Genomic DNA, 21,666 nt, shown 5'->3' with positions numbered 1-21,666 from the left:
AAAGCGGCGAGAATCTAGCAGGACATCCTCTTCATTAGCAAGATGAAAGGGAAATGAACTCCAAATCCCGATAGAACTCCTCTTCACAAGCAAGATGAAGGGCAAAATTACTTAAAAACCTAACCGAAAATTCCTTCATCCCCGTCTACCTATTGAAGTCAAAAAAGGCATCCAAAAGTTAATGAAGCTGAACTTTGTGGACGCCGACTATTTTATTAGTTATTTATATACTTCTCAAATACTTCACCAAAATCTTTTCTGTGGTACTGATCACGTGCGGTTGACAGCCAGGAAAAGCCGTATTCTGTTAATTGCTTGTATTCTTCAGAAAGTTTGATTTCAGCTGGTCTTGAGTTTTGCAGTACAGTTACTGCTTTATCAAGGCTAGTAGTCGCCATATCATACATTACGCTATTTTCATGGATGATTTCGGAAATATACACGAGTGCCTTATATAAATCATTTAATTTGTCTAGCTGTTTTTTATCAACATCAATACTAAAGGCTTGGTTTCCTAAGTTAAATTTGATTTCGATATCTAAGTCTACTCTGCCAGCTGTTTCAAGAAATACGTTCGAGATGGTATGCTGTGAATACGGGTAGCGCTTTAACATTCTTTTTGATGAAACCGCATTTGCGCCATCAACATGAATGAATGCTATATTTGTGAAGCAATATTCATCCGCTTTCGTCTTTATTAAGAAGTAGATTTTTTCATTATCCTCATGTCTAATGTAATCATCAGCGTCTGTTTTGTCGTAGTCCTCAGGGCCAATAATTTTTCCAATATCCGATAAACCTAATGCGTCTGCAGCAAATTTTTTTAACATGGTAACGTCCCCTCCATTAAATTAACTCCGACTCCATTATATCGTGTTTATTTGCAGGATATAACCAAAAAATTCTAAAAAACAGATGATTGAACCAAACTCAAGCTCAACCAGCAGGCTGGGCTTTTCATTGTAAAAATTTTCGCGTCCCTCAACTATTCTTTTGCTTATTAATGAAATTACGAATGAAGCTTATGATAAATAACAATGGAATGTAGCCGAAAAGAAAGGCAATTCCATTGTATTTGATAATTTTTGAAAGTAATTGTGTGTAATACATATCGATAAGGAAACTATTGGTAAATAGGTAAACAGCTAGGAAAAAGATAAGGATATATGTAGGTTTAATCTTTGGAAATGTTAGCTTGACGGATCTGATGGCTGACCAAAGATAAATACAAATCACTGGCATAATGACTAGAAGCCATGTGAATATAAAAATAAACTCAAATCTCTCTAAAAAAGGGAATTGAATGATTTTAATCATAGTTAAAGTTGGCCATGTTAAGTGCTGTAATTTTCCTTGACTAAAGAACATAAAAGTTATCAGCGTTACGGCCGTATACAACAACGTTGTAAACAATAAAGCAACATGCCCCCATTTGCCTGCCTTTTTTCCGTTTTTTATGAAAGGAAAAAAAACAAGAGCCGTTTCAAACCCTATAAATAATGGGACAGATTCACTAGCTGAAAGTATATAATCCTTTAAACTATGACTGAAAAGAGGTAGAACGTATGTAACCTCCAAAAATCCAACAATATAAAATAAAGATAGCAGTAAAAAACTTGGTATAATCACTCCCCAAAATGCAACTCCAGTTATGACGCGAAATCCCCCTGACACCAAATAATATATAAGACTGCATAGTAAAATCGCATACTCCCAGCTAGCAATTCCATCGAATACCCAAATCTGAAGGGAGTCAATGTATGAATACAATACACCTAATCCAGCTACCGAAAAGTAATAGGCCAAGATAATGTTTAATGCTCCCCCTACTACCTTTCCAAAAATATCCTTATGAAATGAAAGAATATCTCCTGCAGTAGATTGTTTTAAGACATATAACATCATGTAAAACAAAAGATGTAGACTTAAACCTACTATTAGGACAGAAACCCATGCATCTTGTTCAGCTCCTTTAATGATATTTCCCTGAAATTTTAATACAGAAATTCCTGTTTGAGTGCCATGAATTAAAAAAAACATGAAAAAGGGGGAAACCAATTTATTTTCGCTAATCTTACTGTTCATAGTGGACCATCCTAGTCTAGCTAGCCTTGAAGGCCGGAATGTATAATTTCTAAATGTACATCAACATTGATGGGTAAAGAAGGGTATTGGTCATAAAAAGTTGCTTCATCCCAGTTTCTATCTTGAGAACGAACAATATTTCCGATTCCTAATGGATCAACTCCTTCTTCTTTAAATTTATCCAACAGACTCTCAACATCTTTTTTTACACTTTTTACAATTATTTTCTTTAACGCTTGAATATCGTCAGGATTTTCTAAATCAAATTGGGTTGGACGATCAGTGATACTCCAGAGAAGATCCAAAGTAAGATTTAATTGCTGCTCATTTTTTAGCCATTTCCACTTACCTTTACTCCGAAATCCTCGAACAATAATATTTTCCTTTTGTTCACCTTGCTCATGGTCGATTTCATAGGTTGCTTGTGTTCGGAAATCCTCTAGAATTGAGAAAATAAAGGTTTCTCTAACATTTAAGTGAAGTTTCAACTTATCATGCTTAAATACACCGATATTGCTCACTTGAATCTTATTATTATCGTCAATGGTCAATACCGGTACATACGGATCCATTCCTTTACCATAATAATGATTTAAGAAGACATGAAGGTTCATCCTCGGAATTAATTGCCCCGTCATATTTTGTTTAAGTTGATCAGCGAGCGTTAAGTCACTTTTTTTTAAGGTCTTAAGGGTATCTTCGGCACTATGAGTAGAAACGGCAATCTGTATATTGGTAGCTATTTGAGGTTGTACCAAGACTCGATCCACCACCTCACTAACTCCAGATTCTGCAAATTGATTACCCAATACTAAAACCCTTATTTTTGATAACTCAACAGGGGTGGCTGTATGAGTCGACATTCTAGGTCGTAACAAAGCAATTGCATCCGATTTCTCTTTTAAATAATGAATGTCCGTACTGCTCTGACTTTTCGTGTATTCGGGAAATAAGGCAGTTCCAATGATATTTCCGTTATCGTCAGCATCAAATCCAAAAACATGGACAATACTCAATTTATCCACAATTTTTTCTCTTGAACAGCCGACTAAACCAACAAGACAAACAAAAAGTAAGATGATAATGAAACTTTTTCTCCATTTAGCCATAGTATCTCTGCCTTTTATTAAGGTTTTTATTCAGAATTCAATCCTTCTTCAGGGTCTTGGTTTTTTTGGGAACATATCGTTTGTTACTAAAAGCTCTTAAATATATTGGCCTTGAATCCAGATTTGTAAAATCAGGTCTAATAAAGGAACCAAGTGCCCAACCTTTTCGATAAGGATAGAGTGGCACCATATAAGGAACGCCAAGTGATTTAAGCCGCGTTAAATGTGCTATTAAAAGAAGAATTCCTACATAAATCCCTAAGCCTCCCCAAATGGCTGCAAGTATAATAAAAGGATATCGTAACAATCTGACAGCAGTAGACATTTTGTAGATTGGCGTTGTAAACGAAGCTAAAGCTGAAAGGGCAACAACGATTAATAAAATATTACTTGTCAGGGCTGCTTCAACTGTTGCCTGACCAATTACAATTCCTCCAACTATTCCTAGTGTTTGTCCAATTTTTGTTGGCAGGCGTGCACCTGCTTCTCTTAGAAGATCAATAGTTACCTCCAAGAATAAAACTTCAAGAAATGGAGGAAACGGAACATTGGCTCTGGAGTGAATGAGAGGACCGAGTAGATCCTTCGGTATAACCTCGAAATGGAACGTTAAGATTGCTACATAAAAGGAAGTTGCAAAAAGCGAAAACAACATTCCAAAAATCCGTATTAATTTAAAAAATGATGCAATGAAAGATGGAAGATAAAAATCTTCAGGGTTGGAAAAGAAATCCATAAGATTAACGGGCCCGATTATGGCATAGGAAGATTTATCACCAATCAGTACAACTTGCCCTAATAAAAGTGCTGCAATTGTTCTATCGACTCTTTCAGTTGAAACAAATAAGGGAAAAGGTGATTTTGAATTATCGGCTATCAATTGTTCCAGCATCGTATTATCAAACACCGCATCAATATTAAGGTCGTGTAGTCTCTGTCTTGCAGTTTGAACATATTCGGAATTCGTAACACCATCTACGTATGCAATCACAACCTTTAACCTAGACCTTGTACCAATTACCATTTCTTCAAGAATGAGATCCGGGGTATCGAGGTGTTCTCTTAACATATGGAGATTTGTCCCAATATCCTCAATGAACCCAACCTTTGGTCCAATTACACTAAATTCATTTTGTGTATCATTTGTTTCACGTTGTCCTAATCTAGCATTACCTATATTAAGTAGAGCAAATTCATCCATTTGATCCTTAAAATAGACAGCAACTGCCCCTTGATGAAAAGATTTTTCGATTTCCTTTGCATCCTTTGAAAAGTTAATACCTTCTATTGGAATAAAATCTTTTATGTCAGTAAGCTCTTTTATATCTGTAATATGTTTCTTTAAAATCGGTAACACAGATTCCTGAAGAATTTTGCTATCAACCAACGTTTTATAATAACTTAAAACAATTTTATCGTTTTTTGGAATAGGTGAGACTGTTGAAAAATCGCTCGATTTATTTGCTTTTTCAAATACATCTGCAATCGTTTTTTCAACGGTTTCATAACCTTTATCTACCTTTTCACTATTTTTCTTTTTCCAAAACATACCTCCGCCCAACTCCATACGTATAGTTCCCAAATTCTTCTGATTAGTATTTAACTACAAAGTAGGAAATATTCGCCTTTAAAAATCTGCATGAATAGGAATTTTGCAAATGAGAACCCAACCACATCCGATTTGTGTCTGAGAAAATTACTGTTTTTTCGTATTTCATTGGTAGTTACTAATACTTTCTAGGGGGTTAGGAATTCCAAATTTATAGTTTGTGCTTTATACTTGGTTAGTATGTTGTAAAATAGGATAGAAATGGACTACACCTTTAATTCTTATCACAAAAGGAAACTTGAAAACTGACACTTCAATATAGATGGTAAATGCAAAGAGGAGGAACAACAATTGGCAGTAACAAAACCAGAAACAATGATTGTTGACATAAAAAAATTAGATGAAAAAGGATCAGGGCAAGCGGTCGTTTGGCGTGAAAATGAGCACGGCAATAAAAAAAAGCTTAAGCTCACCATTCCACAAACTCTTATTGGCGAGCAAGTGCAAGTGACCGTTGATCAGCCGGACCGCAAACGGAGAAAAGTGCAGGCTGAAGAAATCCTTACTTCAAATGAACAAAGAATGGCACCACCTTGTCCGCATTTTGAAAAATGTGGTGGCTGTGTGTGGCAGCACTGGGATTACGCAGGACAGCTCCAATACAAAACAGATTTTGTAAAACGTCAAGTTGCCTCACAAAGCTTTGACCCGGCACTTGTTAAAGATACTATCGGTATGGAAAATCCTTGGCGTTATCGAAATAAAATGGAATTCACCTTCTCACCCGAAGGCTCTCTTGGTTTACATGAACAAGGAAACTTCCGAAAAATCATTTCCCTTGAAACATGCCTTATTGCAGGTGAAAAAATGGTGGAAGGGGCGATGGAAGTTGCAAGGTGGGCAAAGGATCATCACCTATCAGGGTATAACAAAGACCAGCATGAAGGACTTCTGCGTCATCTAATGGTGAGACAATCCTTTGCGACAGGTGAAATCATGCTTGCTCTTTTTGCGACAGAAGCACCAGAAGGTAATCTGCAAAAGGCTGCAGACGACTTAGTGAAGCGTATCGAAGAAAAATTTCCAGAGGTAAAAAGCTTATTATGGCTTGAAAATACCGACTGGGCCGACCGCACTCAATCAGAAAAAACACATGTATTAACAGGGCGCGATTTCATTTATGATGAAATGGATGGATATCGTTTCCGTGTTTGGTTTGATACATTCTTCCAAACAAACCCGACACAAGCACAAAAATTAGTCGACCTTGCTATCGAAATGGGTGAGCCAAAGAAAACAGAAAAAATGATTGATCTATTCTGTGGTGTAGGAACATTCTCTCTTCCATTTGCAAGTCGCGTTGAAAAACTTGCGGGAATTGAAATTGTTGAAAGCTCCATTGAATCCGCGAAACGAAATGCAAGCGACAATGGTTTATCAAACACATACTTTTTAGCTAAAGACGCTAGAAAAGGAATTGACGAGGTACTTGAGAGCTTTGGAAGACCTGAGCTATTGTTACTTGACCCACCACGTTCTGGTGCCGGCGGCAAAGTGATGAGAAGAATTGGTCGTTCTCAACCTGAACGAATTGTTTATGTTTCTTGTAATCCGGAAACATTTGCAACCGATATAAAAGAACTTGAACCATTTGGCTATAAGTTGAAGGTCGTTCAGCCAGTTGACTTATTTCCACATACCGTTCATGTTGAAGCTGTTGCACTACTTGTAAAAGAATAATCAATCAGGTGCCTGCCCTAAGGAGCTTAAAGATTAAGCGACCATGGCAGGCATTTTTTTATTTTAGAAAAAAGAAGACTTGGTAGCTCCTCAATTCCTCTTATAAATTTTTAAGAAGTAATAAATACTAGAAGTATTAGAAAGAATCACGGTCTGGAGGTCTCTATGTCGAAAAAACAAAGTTTATTAAAGAATGGAAACAAGTCATCTTTGATTGCTTCAATTGTTAATGCGGTTATTGCAATTATTAAGGGGGTTGCGTTTTTCTTTACGGGGAATGTCGCAATGTTTGCAGAAACGATGCATTCCTTGGGTGACGCAGCCAATCAATTTTTCGTGTATATCGGAAGTGCATTAAGTAAAAAAATGCCAAATGAAAACTATCCAAACGGTTTCGGCCGACTGGTCAATCTCGTATTACTTGGTGCTGTTATCATCGTTGGCATTATGAGTTATGAAACAATAAAAGAAGGCTATCATCATATAAAACACCCAACCGAATCAACTGGGATTGCCATTAATCTTTCCGTATTAGGATTAGCTGTGATATTGGAGGGATACGTTCTTTTTAAGGCGATGAAAGAAGTTCTTCATGAAGCACATATAGAAGCAAAAGGAGTTGCAGTGGTTGGCAAAAGTTTTGGTCATTTAGGAAGAGCTACACCCGCAACAAAACTTGTGTTCATGGAGGATTTAGTAGCAACACTTGGTGGACTTATTGCTATCATTGGAATCCTGCTTTCTTATTACGGAGGTTTGCATGTAGCAGAGGGAATTGCTTCTATTATTATAGGTATAATGATGTTTTATGTTGTAGGGAAAGTTTTCTTAGATAATGCCAAGGGAGTGCTTGGGGAAGCAGATGAAGAGCTTGAAAACAAAATTGCCGAGTTTATTTTTACAAATCCAGAAATAAAGGATATCCACACATTGTTTGCAATGAAAGAAGGCGAGAATTTTCACATTGAAATGAAGCTGGAAATTGATCCTAATTTAAGTGTTAAGGAAGCATTTATAATTAAAGACCGAATTGAAGAAAAAATTCAAGGCATTAAAGGTGTGACCGATGTGATTATTGAATTCGTCGAGGATGATGGTATAAAGACATGGACGCAAGGAATCGTTACAAATTAAGGGTTATTCGTAAATGTAATTTCACGTTAAAAAGGATGGCCCTTCAAATAAAAGTATCACAGAATAACAAAAACCGGGATTTACCCGGTTTTTTTATGGATCTTTACTTTTGCTGCTCAGGAGCAGCTTTTTTTCGTGGTTTTGGTTTAAAATATAAACCAAGTTCTTTTTTGTCTTTTGATAATGAACGGTAGAGTGAAATCATCATCAGCACCATGATAATTGAAAATGGAAAAGCAGCCGCAATGAGGGCATTTTGTAATGCTTGTAAACCACCGCTATATAATAAAATTAACGCTACCGTTGATTGTAAAATTCCCCATGTTAATTTTACCGAGTTTGCTGGTGTAAGTGAACCGTATGTTGTTTGCATACCAAGAACAAATGTAGCCGAGTCAGCAGACGTAATAAAGAAAGTCCCTACAAGTATAATCGCTACCACCGATAAAACTATCGATAGAGTAGATTGATTAAAGATTGCGAAAAGAACTTCTTCAGTTGCAAATTGTGAAAGATCTACAAGTCCTTCCTTTTGAACTTCTATTGCAGAAGTACCGAATACGGCAAACCATAAGAAGCTTACCAATGCAGGAAGCAATAATACACCTATAATAAATTGACGAATGGTCCGTCCTCTTGAAACACGCGCAATAAAAATACCTACAAATGGTGACCAAGAAATCCACCAGGCCCAGTAGAAAATTGTCCAACCATTAATCCATGAGCGATGTTCTTCATTAAGTGGAGCAATTCTGAAGCTCATATGGACAATATTTTGTATATATCCACCAAGCGAATCCGTAAACATGTCAAGAATGAGAACGGTAGGACCTGCTACGAACATTAAAATGAGTAGAGCTATTGCTAAAATCATATTTGTATTACTTAAATACTTAATCCCTTTACTCAATCCTGACCAAGCGGACATCATAAATAGGACAGTAACGATAATAATTATGATAAATTGAACAAAGAAATTATTAGGGATTCCGAGTAAAAACGAAAGTCCTCCATTAATTTGTGCCGCTCCAAATCCCAATGTTGTTGCGACACCAACAACCGTTGCGAACACAGCTAACACGTCAACAAGAACTCCTAGTTTCCCTTCCATTGCTTTTTTTCCTAAAACAGGCTTTAAAGTTGCTGAAATGAGACCTGGTTCACCCTTTCGAAAGTTAAAATAGGCTAAAGCAAGAGCAACAAGGGCATAAACACCCCAAGCATGAATTCCCCAATGGAAAAATGTATAACGCATAGCTTCTTTTTGGGCAGCATCTGTAGCACTATCTGCTAATGGGGGAGTTAAATAATGGGAAAGGGGTTCCGCTGCGCCCCAAAATACAAGTCCAATTCCCATCCCAGCGCTAAATAACATAGCAAACCAAGATGTATTAGAATACTCGGGTTTTTCATCGGGTTTTCCTAGACGAATCGCGCCAACAGGGCTAAAAATAAGAAATAGGCAGAAAATCACAATGATTGTGACTAAAATGAGGTAATACCATCCGAAGGCTGATGTAATAAATGATTGAATATTATTTGTTACTTCTTCAAAACTTTTTGGTGCCGTTACACCGAAAATAACAGCTGCGAGAACAACAGCAACTGAAATCCAAAAAACACTTGATACTTTTTTCATCATAAAATCCTTTCTTTATCAATAACTTTTATTTACTCAGTAGTTTTCCCACTCCCCAAAAATTTTCGCTTATTTTAGATTAACAGAGTTTATCACTTTTTGCCAACAACCCGATAGTTATATTAGGTTTTAGGTAAAAGGCAGTATGGATCAGAAGATAATTATTCCGTATACGAAGTGTTATAAGTTTACTGAGAAAAAATAGAAAAAATTATGTAGAATTTATGATATTATTATCATTATCATAGGGAAAAATGTCGTTTTACATATTAGTATGAAAAACTAGGTGAGAATTTATGATAGGATTTATGCAATTAAAAGACAAATTTAATAAAGACATAATCCTATTAGTAGTCCTAGTGGGATTGGTTTTACTCGCCGTTCATTTCAAATTATCACTACTGTATGGAATTACATTCACATTTGCGAGTATTTTTATGTTCTTAATACTTCGCATTTTTGGCCTAACAACTGCAATTGTGACAGGTCTTATCGCTATCTTATTTAGCACAAATTTATCAAATAATCTTTCCTATACAGTCGTAATGTTTGTTGAAATCGTTTTTGTTGGTGCATTTTTCTTACGTGGGCGAAAAGCAAAAATGTTTTTCGTTGATTTCTTTTTCTGGATTTTAATAGGTACTTTGTTGCTATATATTATCTACATGAAATCATTGTCCGGCATTGCGCTTTATTTTCAAATTAGTAAAGATATTACGAATGGACTGTTTAATGTATTAGTTGCAGACATGTTACTCGCATATTTTCCATTCTATAAATTTGTGAAAAGTAATAGAATTAACAAAAATAGTGTGTCGGTTCATCAGTTTTTATCCCAAATTACGATTTTTACAATCCTAGTTCCATTTTTTATTAGTGTTATCACAAATACATTAAATACGTTTGAAGTGATTAAAGAGGATCTAGTTAACGTTGGAGAAACAAGAGTCAATCGGATTGAAAATGAACTACTTCATTTGGAAAAAAGTGATGGACATATAGATGTAAAACAAATTGAAGATATCATTTGGCGAAATAGGAATCAAGAAAGCAATATTTTCATTCTTGATCATACAGATAAAGTAATTGCCTCGACAACGCTAATGAATTTTGATCTTCAAAAATACGAGATACGGGAAGTTACACCGGAGCTTTTCGAAGCTTTGCCAATTGCAACGGATGATGATCAACCAATTACTAGATGGGTTGATGCTTTTTATTTTTATACAAGGGATACGGATTCATTTCGTATCGTTCTACAATTTCCAATTGCTCAATATCAACACCAAATCTTTAGTATTTCACTTAATCAACTAAAATATTTACTAATTCTAGCTGTTTCGGCAATCCTATTTGTTATGGTCATTAGTAGGCTCCTTACAAACAATCTAAGACAGTTGACAACTATAACAACAGGATTACCACAAAAGCTTCGATCCTTAGAACATATTGAATGGCCACAAGGGACAATATCTGAGCTTCGTGTTCTGAGTAAAAACCTAAAGAAGATGGCAGATAAGCTTAAGGAGCAATTCCAAGAGAGTATTGAAATGAACCGAATTCTTAGGGAACAAACCGCTAGGCTAAAGGAATCTGAGGACAAGCTCCATAAACTTGCTTTTTATGATAGCTTGACGTATTTACCTAATCGATATTTCTTCCAAAATTATGTTCGAGAGTTAATTCGCAATCACGGCGATAATAAAATTGCCATTATCTTTATTGATCTTAATCAATTTAAGCAAATCAATGACACATTAGGGCATGATGCTGGAGATGCGCTTTTAAAAGCAACTGGAAATAAACTAAAGAAATTACAAGGAGAACATCGACAAGTTTTTAGACTAGGCGGAGACGAATTTGTTGTTGTTCATTCAGTTGATAATAAAGATGAAGTAAATGAAACGATAGACACGATTATTAGTGCGTTTTCCACCTATTTTACAATTGCTGGCCAAGCTCACTATATTACGGCTAGTGTTGGGGTTAGTTTGTACCCAGATGATGGTGATGACTTAGATACACTAGTTAAGTATGCAGATATCGCAATGTATATTTCAAAAGAAAATGGTGGCAACACTGTTCAGTTTTTCGATGAATCCATGAAAAACAAATTTCAAGAGCGCTTTACAATCGAAAATGCTTTATGTACAGCAGTCGATAAGGAAAGGTTTGAGCAGTTTTATCAGCCTAAAACGTTGGCAGGTAAAGTTACGGGGATTGAAGCCTTACTTCGTTGGAATGATCCCATCTTAGGGCCGGTTTCACCAGGAATATTTATTGAGGTAGCGGAGGAAATTGGACTTATTTCACAAATTGATGAGTGGTCCCTTGTTCAGGCATGTTTGCAGACTAAACAATGGCAGCTCGATAATCTGTTGCACGTTCCCGTTTCCGTAAATATTTCGGCTAAGCATTTCCAACAAGATTATCTTGTTTCAATGGTAAAAAAAGCCTTGGAGACTTCCGGATTGGAGCCTAAATATTTAAAGCTTGAAATTACAGAAAGTGTATTTATTTCTGACCAACAACATGTTGCGGAAATCATTAACAAGTTAAAAGAGTTAGGTGTCCAAATTTCAATTGACGATTTTGGAAAAGGATATTCTTCGCTCTATCAATTATTAAAGCTTCCAATTGACGAAATTAAAATTGACAGACAGTTTATCCGTAATATTGATAAAAATGATAAGAAAGCCTTACTCGTTAAAGCGATTTTTGATATTGCACATGGACTTAAGTTGAACGTGGTTGCAGAAGGTGTAGAAACCTGGGATGAGTGTGCAATGCTTGTGAATATGGGCTGTGATGAAATTCAAGGCTATTTATTTAGCAGGCCGATCAACAAGGACGACATGGTTCATTTTGTCCAAAATAACAAATCAGTGGAATTTGAGACCTTAGTTAAAGGGGAACTAGAATAAGAAGAAGGGGGGCTCCGGGTTGGAAGCCTCCCTTTCTTTATAAAGTAATACTTACATCTCCATCTTCGCTAATTTCAACGGTTGTATAGCTTTCAAATGTTGACATTTCAGTGATTTCACGCTTTTCTTCACTTGCGAAGCTCTCCATATATCTTTGATAGGTTTCTGGGTCCTTGACAATGTGATAAAAATACGTCATTTTTCCTTCACTATCACTATGTGTCCGTAAGAAAAATCTGTCTGGAAACTGATTTTTAAACCAATCTCTAGCTTCCATGTGATTATTAAACTCAGGCATGTTGTCATAAATCGATGTGACATCGATGTTCATGTTGTTCACCCCTTATGTGATTTTTTCTTGAAATTAGTATGTCCATCTCCTTACAACACATCCATTTAGTTCATTCCTCTATACCTATGCCCCCGGTTTCAGATTTTTTTCAACGCGTATTGTTGTATCAAAATCTTTCTTTTCAATTAAAAGGGAGACAAAAACGCTTCCTACAATCGCCCAAAGTGGCGCACCAATGTTAAAGAAATTGACACCCGACATGCCGATAATGAATGCAAAAAATGCACCCATTTGAAACTTTGTATCTGAAAAAGCGATTTTTAACGAACTCAAAAGTACACCAATCATAGCTAACCCGGCAATCGTACTCACAATTACACCTGGCATCGCAATAACAAAAGGAACAACAAATGCTGCAAAGATACCAAAGCTTGCAAATAATATTCCATTTGCTGCTGAAGCAGCATATCGCCCCTCTTTTTTACCCGATTCATCAGATGCGCAAATGGCAGTCATTGGACCGGCTGTATTGATAGCATGAGCTCCGAATAAGGAAGCAAAAAAGCCGAAAATTGCACCAAAAATGGCCATTGCACTAATCGGTGGCTTAAACCCCTTTGCCATTAGAATACCAGTTGTTTGTGCATTCTCCGTACAAATAATCAAAATTGCAAGGGGAATAGAAAGAGAAATAATGGCGTTAAAACTGAAAGTTGGAAGTTCTAGTTGAGGAAGCACAAACGAACTTTGTAGTTTTGAAAAAGTAAATTCATTCATGACAATTGCAAGGAGTAAAGAAACGACCAAAGCTGATAATACAGGTGGTACCTTTTTGATAAAACGTGAAGAAAATAAATACACTAAGATGGACGAACCTGCTAAAAGGGGGGACGCTTCAACAGAAGTAATCATTTCAATTGCAAATCGCATCATGACACCAACAATCATCCCCATAACAATAGGAACAGGTATCCAATTCATGACTTTATCAATTAATCCGGTTATACCAAGAATAAGCACGATTAGATTCGCAACAAGATAAGCACCAATTGCCTCAGAAAGTGAAAAATGAGATAAAGCCCCTGCAACTAACACCGCTCCAGCAATCGAATATGCACCAGCAATGGGTTGCTTATATTTAAGGGAAAGAAAAAGACCCAATAACCCCCCAAAGAAATATACGGCAAATAACCAACTGATTGTTTGTTCGTGGGTTAAACCACCGCTTGCAGCACCTCCAATAATAATCAGTGCAGGACCTGTACATCCAAAGATTGCTGCAACAACGCCAGAACTAATTGTATTTACGTTTAAATTTTCATATAGCTCCTTGAATCTACTATTTACCTTCATTAGAACCTCCTTAAAAAATACCCGATTCACATGTTTCTACTCGACTATATGTAAAAATTTTAAAAAATGAAACAATGTTCCTTAATGCCAGAAAACGCACCTGAAAAAAGGGACTTTTTCAGGTACGTACTTTTGTTTCAAATAAATTATCTGGCACAGCTGTAATTTGATGCATCGTTTATGTCACCACTACCGTCATATTCTGGCCAGTAAGGGAATTCGCATAATGGGCGCGTACGTTTCATATTTTGATCTGCCGTAATTAAATTTGTTGGTTCAATGCCATTAACCACCCATGAATCTAAGGCTCCTAATAGGTCAGATGACATCGTGAATGCACCATAACCGTGGCCGTATCCAGGTACAATATAGAATTTTGCAAACTGATCTAATTTATCTCTAAATCTGTCTTGAAGCGTTTCCCAGTATTCTACTGTCCCGTACGGAGTTACAATTTGATCAGCTGAACCATGTATAAGAATAAGTTTTCCGCCTAAAGCTTTGAAAGCAGAAAGGTTTGGACTAGATGCTTCTAAGAGTTTAGAAGCTTTTTTAATCTCTTGTTTCCACTCGTTAGGATCAAATGTAAAGGTATCGAGATTCGGATTTTTTGTTACCATATAACGAAGAACTTGGTCTGAAAATTGGCTCATACTGCCTAATTGAGAAAAATCAAAAGGAGCAGGTGTTGGTCCGTACTGGCTAAATGCTGCAATCCCTACATCAGCACCTTGAAATTGTGAATAACCTGCAATTGAACTAAACTTGTTTGCAAGGGTGAAGCTAAATTCCATTGGTGAGTCAAATGTATTTATTACTTCTATTTGTGCTTTGGTTAATCCTGCTTTACTTAAATCAGACAGGATGTCTGATTTTTTATATTCACAATCGTTTAGATTGCTAATTATTCCATCTTTAGCTCCATCTAATGTGTCGCAGGCAGCCAGTACGGTTTCGTTAATAAGGGTATTATCATCAGGACTAATCCAACCTTCTCCATTATTCTTGTATAAAATTTGCATGTTTCGATTATCCTGAACCGCCTTTGCAATCCAATTGTACACAGGATAGAAAACAACAGCCCCATCATAATCCTGTGGCCAACGCTGAATAGCAACTAATGCTTCACGCCCACCTTCAGAACCACCTGAAAAATAAACCTGATTAGGTTTTTCCTTGTAATACGTCTTAATAAGTTCCATTGCCACATCATGGGTTTTCTTTAATTGATCACCTGCAAAGTTTGCCAATGCCTCATCATTCATCGCAAAGCTTGCATCCCAACCTGTAGAAACATGACCTGAATCACTACCAAATGTCACAAAACCTCTTTCAAGTGGGGCTTGGACCGTTTTTGGATCATAGCCATTTTTCCCTAAACCTGAAACTACGGAACCATTAAATCCACCACCGCCCATTTGAAGCACTTTTTGGTTCCATTCAGAAGGAAGGTTTACTTGAAAATTAATATTTGGTGCAGAATGGTCTACCGGATGTATCTCACCTTTTACTTGGCAAAATTCTTCCCCGTTTTGTTGTGTAAATTCCGCGGTTGTAATTGAAGCTCCGGTTGTTGGTAATCCAATTGATGATTTCTTTATTTCCAAGGTTTGAAGAGAGGAGCAAGCTTCAACCTTGGTTTGCAATTCAGTCTTACTTGGTTTTTCAGCAAAAACCGAAGGCACAAGTAAAATGGATAAGAGCAACAAAATGGAAGCACAAAAACCAATCCGTTTTTTTATTTTCATTTATGATTCCCCTTTTAAATTGGAAAAATATTTTGTTTATTACGAGAATGAATTTAAAACTACTCCCCCAAAACCTCTGAAAGAGTAGGAGGGAGTAGGTTATAATTCATATTTTTGCTTTATTTGGAGGCTGGATTGTTATAAACTGTTTTTCCTGCAAAAATAGTTCTAAGGATTTTTACATCACTAATCTCTGTTACAGGAACTTCGAAGAGATTCTTTTCTAAAATAACGAAGTCAGCTTTTATTCCAACTTCGATTGTACCTGTTTCATCTTCAGCAAAAATAGCGTGAGCACCGTTAACAGTGTAGCTTGCAAGCATTTGATCTAGAGTTGCTCTTTCCTGAGGCCATGCAGCTTTTGAAAGATCCGTTTCATTAACTCCAATTCTTGTCATTCCAACCTCAACTCCATCTAAAGGCCAGAAATCATTAACAGGATAATCACTTGATGAAGCAACAGGTAGTCCTGCATCAAAATAGCTCTTTAATCGGTTTAAGTTTTCATATTGGTCGGGTCTCGCATCCCTTGTGCGCGAGAACCAGGCTGGTTGTGGTATAGGTATGACGTTTAAATCTTTAAATCTATCAATATCCTCTTCAAATACCCAAGGAATATGAGTAATTGCATGACGTGAATCTCTTACACCATTAACTTTTGCAGCATATTCAAAGGCGTCTAACATAGGACTGACTGGGAAAGTCTCATTATTTCCGATTGCATGAATAAAAACACGAAATCCTTCTTTATCTAGAGCAGCAACCGTTTCCTTTAGTACATCTTGTTCCCAGACTAAATAACTGGTCCCATCTGCAAAGATTTTAACTGAATCTACCTTATACAAATTACCTTGGTATTTGTTCCGCATATCAATAAAGGTTTGTATTTGTTTCGTTCCTTTTGTTTCGTCAGCCCACAAACCTAAATCATATCTAACTGTTAATTTGTTAGCATTATCAAGCTCTTCAAATGCCTGCAGTAAAGATTCAGTTGGATAGTGGACTGGAACAAATACGGAGGTTGTGCCTCTCTCAGCAGCCATTTCTTGAAAAGCAAGAATTGAAGTCTTGTACTCTTCCACCGTAAAATCAGTTTGTGGAAGTGCATTAATTATAAGGTTTTGCGCTGAGAACTCTCTTAATATTCCATTTGGTTCACTTGTTCCAGGAATACGGACGATTGTGCCACCAGCTGGATTTTCAGTTGTTGAGTCAATATTTGCGTTCTTAAGTGCAATCGAGTTTACCCATATATCATGGTGACCATGCGTAATAATAACTGCAGGTACATCAGGAACTATCCCATCTAATACCTCTTTAGGAGTAATTCCCTTTTGTTCAGCTATTGCATTCACTGCAATTTCATTCAAGCCAACACCACGTACTTGTTGGATACCAGGGTTTTTCTGTACGTATGCTTCAATAGCCTCTTTGTACTTTTTGTATGCATCCTCTGGATCATCAGCTGAAACTCCTGGTAGAGTAACCCAGAAAAGTTCCTCAGATTTTAGATATGCATGGTTATGGCTATCAATAAACCCTGGTAACACCATTTTCCCTTTTAGGTCTATCACTTCAGTTTCCGGGCCTTTTAATGACATGGCACTATTGTTATCTCCGACGAATACAATCTCACCATCACGAACGGCAACTGTTTTTGCAATACTACGATTTTCATCAACAGTATATATAAACCCATTCTTAAGTATTAAGTCGACTTGTTCTTTTTTAGTTTTTGGTGTCAGTACATTTTTAGCAGAAGCAACCCCTGTCAACAGAGATCCAAATAATAGAAACACGAATAAAAAAACACTAATTTTTTCATGGATATACAACACCCTTCATTATAGAAACGATACCTTTATCGGCATGACATGAAATTGACTGTTTATATTCATTTACTGTAGAATCAGGTTGAGAAAGAGAATTCAAAAAGGTTTAGAGACTAAAAGATTCTCTTTCACATTCATAATGACACCTTTTCTTCAGTGAGCGGAATCCCAATATTCCGGCGCTGTCGATAAGGTGTTTTTTAGCTGGTAATTTCATAGACTGTCTTTTTTTACCCACAAATATAAAAACGTAAAATTTGAAAAAACGTTTGATTCCTCCTTTGTATGTAATTTTGACACCATAAATATAGTGCTAACCCTACGCGACCACCTCTTTTCGAAACATTATCAAAATTCACTATATTACAAATTAAATGAAAAATAAAGCGTTTTCAATTATGTTATTTCGACAATCGTACAAATTTCATAATGAAAAATGCTCCGTATAGGTCTTACTAACTATTCCTGTATGTAATGAGTTCGAGAGAAAGAGTAATGAAATTCATAGATACAGAATAATAAATTACGTATTTTTTACGGGCGTTTAAAAAACCTCTAAAAATATAGGAAATAAGAGTATTTTAAAGTAAAGGTGTTATTTCCTTTAAAAAATGGATGAATTGGAGATTTGATAATTAAAAAAAGATTCAGTATATTTTAAATTAATTACGAAAGTTTTAAAAGCGTAATACATAACTTTAGGAGGTAATGAACAATGACAACTACAGTAAACGAAACAAAAACATTAACAGTAAAGAAAGCTAATGGTATTGCAGAGGTCCACATGCATGTGAATAAAACGAATGCTTATGACCTTGAGTATTACAAAGAGTTAAATGCTGCAATTGATGATATTCGTTTTGACAATGACATTAAAGTAGTTGTATTAATGAGTGATATGCCGAAGTTCTTCTCAGCGGGTGCAAATATCAATTTCCTTAAATCTGCTGAGCCACGCTTTAAAACACAATTCTGCTTATTCTGTAACGAAACGTTAGATAAAATTGCACGCTCTCCACAAATTTGGATTGCTTGCTTAGAGGGTCACACTGTTGGTGGCGGACTAGAAATGGCACTTGCGTGTGATTTACGATTCATGGGTGATCAAGCAGGAAAAATTGGACTTCCAGAAGTTTCTCTTGGTGTATTAGCAGGTACTGGTGGAACACAGCGACTAGCTCGCCAAGTTGGCCATTCTAAGGCTCTTGACCTTAATATCACGGGTGAAACGTTAACACCTCAAGAAGCACTCAATATTAAACTAGTAGATCGAGTATACCCTCAAGAAGAAATTAGAGCGAAGACTTTAGAGTATGCAGAGAAGATTGCAAACAGCGCTACTTATGCAACTTCTAACATTAAACTTTCAATCATGAACGGTAAAGAAATGCCATTAAATGTAGCTATCCGTTATGAGGGTGAGCTTCAAAATCTATTATTCCGTTCACAAGATGCTCAAGAAGGATTGAGTGCATTCATTGAAAAGCGTGAAGCGAACTGGAGCGGAAAATAAGTCAATTGAATCAAAAGCGATATCGGAATTTCCGGTATCGCTATAACTTTATATAGTCAGGCTTCTAACCCTGACTATAAGCCTTTGGCGGTTGCCACAGATTTTCAAAGGAAGTTTTTCGAGCAAACTCAAAAAAACTGGGCGCAAATACTCAAGGCGATTTGAAAAAATAGCCGTACAACTTTAAAAAACTACTCATTTTCTTAAAGCTCGGCGAATTTTTCCCGGGCTTTTTTAATACTAGGGGGATAGAATGTGAGATCAAATGAATTTCAAGTCATCGTTAACTGGGGAGATACTGACAAAGCAGGGATAGTATACTACCCGAATTACTTCAAGTGGTTTGATATTGCGGGACATCAATTTTTTAGGAGTTGTGGTTTATCACCAAATACACTAGAAGAAGAACGACAAATCATCTTACCTATGCTTGATGCAAGATGTAGCTTTGAAAAAACATTATTATATGATGATATTATTACCATTCGAACAGAGGTTGAAGAAATTAAAACAAAAACAATCAAATTACGACATGAGGTATTTAGAGGAGAAACAAGAACAGGACATGGATATGAAATTCGAGGATGGGTAAAACAAACGCCAACGGAAATTAAAGCTGTTCCAATACCAGAGGACGTACGATCCATTCTACAAGAAGACCTCCACACAAATGAATCAGGAAAAAGACCACTTTTTAATGCATAATTTCCAAAATCCTCTATAATAAAAATAAATAAACAATATTGAAAAATAATAAAAAAATGAGTGTGGTGACTTCGATGAAACCTAGATCCTTAATGCTTACACTATATGGTGAATATATTAAATATTATGGAGGAGAAATTTGGGTTGGCAGTTTAATAGAATTAATGAAACAATTTGGTGTTTCCGAATCGTCTGTTAGGGGCGCGTTATTTCGAATGGTGCAAAATAGCTTACTGGAAGTACGAAAAGTAGGGAAGAAAAGCTATTATTCCGCAACACCTCAAGGACGTGTTGATGAAGGGGTTAGTAGGGTATATGCAACACAAAATCACATATGGGACCAAAAGTGGAGAATTCTTACATATTCGTTTCCGGAAGAAAAGCGCGAAATTCGTAATAAAATTCGAAAAGAACTGATTTGGACCGGATTTGGAAACCTTACCAATAGTACATTGGTAACGCCAAACCCTATTGAGGACCAAGTGAAAAAGATGATTAAGGAATATGATATTGAGCAATATGCTTTTTTATTTACATCTTCTTCCATCGTTTCCCATGATAATCAAAGCATCATTGATATCGGTTGGGATTTAAATATGGTAAGAGATGAATATCAAACCTTTATTGATAAGTTTACACCAAAATTTGAAGAACTCCGTGAAAAAGCACTCAATAATACATTGAAGGATGAGGAATGTTTCATTGAGAAGACCGTGCTTGTGCATGAATATCGTAAATTCCTCTTCCAAGATCCAGGCTTCCCAAGGGATTTACTGCCTGAGGGATGGATTGGCATAAAGGCCCGAGAATTATTTTGGAATATTCATCAGCTTTTATCTATCCCGTCAATCCGCTACTTTGAGTCAGTTTTTGAGGGAGCTCCAGATTGTGACATTCAAATAGAACGTGATAAAGCAATTAACCCTTTTGGAGAAATCTATATTTAAAAACTTTATTGAGGCAGAGGTGAGCCATGAATATTGAGGAAATTGAATTTGGTGGCTATCGGATTGGAATTCCAGTTCCATTTCCGATGAAGTATGTCTATTGTTATCTTTTTAAACAGAAGAATGGTTATGTCATGATTGATGTAGGATTAAAGTATCGAGCAGCTCGTGAGGCGTGGCAAGAGGTATTTGACCACTTGGGAATCACACATCGAAATGTTCATACAATCTATCTCACACATTTCCACCCTGATCATTCCGGTCTCTCTGGGTGGATGCAAGAGCAAACTGGAGCAGACCTATTCATGAACGAAATCGATGCAGCAATGATTGAGCTTGTGTGGGGGGAAGGAAGCAATCAGGTTGCAAAGATGAAAGAAATGGTACTGCAGCACGGGGTTCCTGCCGATTTAGCGGATGGAATTGCTGACCATATGGAGAAGTTACATATGAATGTACTTCCACTGCCTACAGCAAAGCCAATCGGTAATACCATTGCATTCGGTGAAAAACAATGGACTGTTCTTCATACCCCTGGGCATAGTGAGGGACATGTTTGCTTTTTTCAAGAAGATGAAGGCATATTAATTGGTGGGGATCATATTCTTGAAAAAATTACACCGAACATTAGCGTGTGGCCCGGTGCCAGCCAGCATCCATTACATGAGTATATCGATTCATTGCGTAAAGTGAAACAATATTCGATTAAGAAAATATACTCAGCTCACCATTCACCAATTCTTAATGTAAGTGAACGTATTGATGAGCTAATCCAGCATCATGACGAGCGTCTTGCTTATATTGAAAGCTTGGCTGATCATAAAACAACGTATGAGATAGCAAAAGTACTGTTTTCCCATAGAAAGCTAAACCCACATCAATGGAGATTCGCAATCGCCGAAACAGTCGCTCACTTAAACTATTTAGAGCGTGAGGGTCGGATTACAAAACAAAGTCAAGAACCGATTTTCTATACAAGGTCGAATTAAATATAGGAATAGGAGAACCCAAGATTGTTAGTCAAATAGCAATCTTGGGTTTTTCGTTTGGGTAGAATAATTACTATATTTTTGATGAAGAGGAAGTCGTGAAGGAA

16 protein-coding genes are annotated in these 21,666 nt (G+C 36.5%); 7 read left to right on the top strand and 9 right to left on the bottom strand.

Annotated features, from left to right (window positions below; genetic code table 11):
• Nucleotides 1-215: 215 nt before the first annotated feature.
• The 4 genes from BTHG_RS15075 to BTHG_RS15060 form a co-directional block, all read right to left on the bottom strand.
• Nucleotides 216-830 carry a PH domain-containing protein gene (locus tag BTHG_RS15075; RefSeq protein WP_010677567.1) on the bottom strand — a complete coding sequence of 205 codons (615 nt, stop codon included), beginning with the start codon at nt 828-830 and terminating at the stop codon, nt 216-218.
• A 151-nt stretch (nt 831-981) separates the two neighbouring features.
• Nucleotides 982-2,085 carry a GerAB/ArcD/ProY family transporter gene (locus BTHG_RS15070; RefSeq protein WP_010677566.1) on the bottom strand — a complete coding sequence of 368 codons (1,104 nt, stop codon included), beginning with the start codon at nt 2,083-2,085 and terminating at the stop codon, nt 982-984.
• 20 nt (nt 2,086-2,105) lie between these two features.
• Nucleotides 2,106-3,194, bottom strand: coding sequence for a Ger(x)C family spore germination protein (locus BTHG_RS15065; protein ID WP_010677565.1), 1,089 nt, complete (start codon nt 3,192-3,194; stop codon nt 2,106-2,108).
• Nucleotides 3,195-3,231: 37 nt separating this feature from the next.
• Nucleotides 3,232-4,743: a spore germination protein gene (locus BTHG_RS15060; RefSeq protein WP_010677564.1), complete on the bottom strand. Its 1,512-nt coding sequence runs from the start codon at nt 4,741-4,743 to the stop codon at nt 3,232-3,234.
• A 375-nt stretch (nt 4,744-5,118) separates the two neighbouring features.
• Between BTHG_RS15060 and rlmD the strand changes: the two genes are divergently transcribed.
• Together rlmD and BTHG_RS15050 are read left to right on the top strand one after the other, a co-directional pair.
• Nucleotides 5,119-6,483: a 23S rRNA (uracil(1939)-C(5))-methyltransferase RlmD gene (gene rlmD / locus BTHG_RS15055; RefSeq protein ID WP_408605283.1), complete on the top strand. Its 1,365-nt coding sequence runs from the start codon at nt 5,119-5,121 to the stop codon at nt 6,481-6,483.
• Between the two features lie 165 nt (nt 6,484-6,648).
• Complete coding sequence (locus tag BTHG_RS15050) at nt 6,649-7,617, top strand: cation diffusion facilitator family transporter (RefSeq protein ID WP_010677562.1); 969 nt, start codon at nt 6,649-6,651, stop codon at nt 7,615-7,617.
• Nucleotides 7,618-7,720: 103 nt separating this feature from the next.
• Here BTHG_RS15050 and BTHG_RS15045 read toward each other — a convergent pair whose 3' ends face one another.
• Nucleotides 7,721-9,256, bottom strand: coding sequence for a glycine betaine uptake BCCT transporter (locus BTHG_RS15045; protein WP_010677561.1), 1,536 nt, complete (start codon nt 9,254-9,256; stop codon nt 7,721-7,723).
• 296 nt (nt 9,257-9,552) lie between these two features.
• Here BTHG_RS15045 and BTHG_RS15040 point away from each other — a divergent pair, with 296 nt between their 5' ends.
• The gene (locus BTHG_RS15040; protein ID WP_010677560.1) at nt 9,553-12,180 is read left to right on the top strand and encodes a putative bifunctional diguanylate cyclase/phosphodiesterase; all 2,628 of its coding nucleotides are present in this window, start codon (nt 9,553-9,555) and stop codon (nt 12,178-12,180) included.
• A gap of 37 nt (nt 12,181-12,217) precedes the next feature.
• Here BTHG_RS15040 and BTHG_RS15035 read toward each other — a convergent pair whose 3' ends face one another.
• The 4 genes from BTHG_RS15035 to BTHG_RS15020 form a co-directional block, all read right to left on the bottom strand.
• A complete protein-coding gene (locus BTHG_RS15035; protein ID WP_010677559.1) occupies nt 12,218-12,511 on the bottom strand; it encodes a hypothetical protein in 294 nt (97 codons plus the stop codon).
• An 84-nt stretch (nt 12,512-12,595) separates the two neighbouring features.
• Nucleotides 12,596-13,825, bottom strand: coding sequence for a benzoate/H(+) symporter BenE family transporter (locus BTHG_RS15030; protein ID WP_010677558.1), 1,230 nt, complete (start codon nt 13,823-13,825; stop codon nt 12,596-12,598).
• 146 nt (nt 13,826-13,971) lie between these two features.
• Entirely contained in the window at nt 13,972-15,573 is a 1,602-nt protein-coding gene (locus BTHG_RS25085; RefSeq protein ID WP_010677557.1) for a tannase/feruloyl esterase family alpha/beta hydrolase, read from the bottom strand.
• Nucleotides 15,574-15,692: 119 nt separating this feature from the next.
• Nucleotides 15,693-17,372, bottom strand: coding sequence for an amidohydrolase (locus tag BTHG_RS15020; protein WP_148361237.1), 1,680 nt, complete (start codon nt 17,370-17,372; stop codon nt 15,693-15,695).
• Between the two features lie 748 nt (nt 17,373-18,120).
• On the opposite strand from BTHG_RS15020, the gene BTHG_RS15015 reads away from it, so the two are divergent.
• From BTHG_RS15015 to BTHG_RS15000, 4 genes are all read left to right on the top strand, one after another.
• Nucleotides 18,121-18,918, top strand: coding sequence for an enoyl-CoA hydratase/isomerase family protein (locus BTHG_RS15015; protein ID WP_010677555.1), 798 nt, complete (start codon nt 18,121-18,123; stop codon nt 18,916-18,918).
• 255 nt (nt 18,919-19,173) lie between these two features.
• Nucleotides 19,174-19,623, top strand: a complete 450-nt coding sequence (locus BTHG_RS15010; protein WP_010677554.1) for an acyl-CoA thioesterase — start codon at nt 19,174-19,176, stop codon at nt 19,621-19,623.
• Between the two features lie 74 nt (nt 19,624-19,697).
• On the top strand, nt 19,698-20,570 hold the full coding sequence (locus tag BTHG_RS15005) for a PaaX family transcriptional regulator (protein WP_010677553.1): 873 nt from the start codon (nt 19,698-19,700) through the stop codon (nt 20,568-20,570).
• 26 nt (nt 20,571-20,596) lie between these two features.
• A complete protein-coding gene (locus tag BTHG_RS15000) occupies nt 20,597-21,559 on the top strand; it encodes an MBL fold metallo-hydrolase (RefSeq protein ID WP_010677552.1) in 963 nt (320 codons plus the stop codon).
• Nucleotides 21,560-21,666 lie beyond the last annotated feature (107 nt).

The organism is Bacillus timonensis, assembly GCF_000285535.1.
GTDB lineage: Bacteria > Bacillota > Bacilli > Bacillales > Bacillaceae_L > Ferdinandcohnia > Ferdinandcohnia timonensis.
The sequence above is the reverse complement of the archived record's forward strand: the minus strand, read 5'-3'. Positions and strand labels throughout refer to the sequence as shown.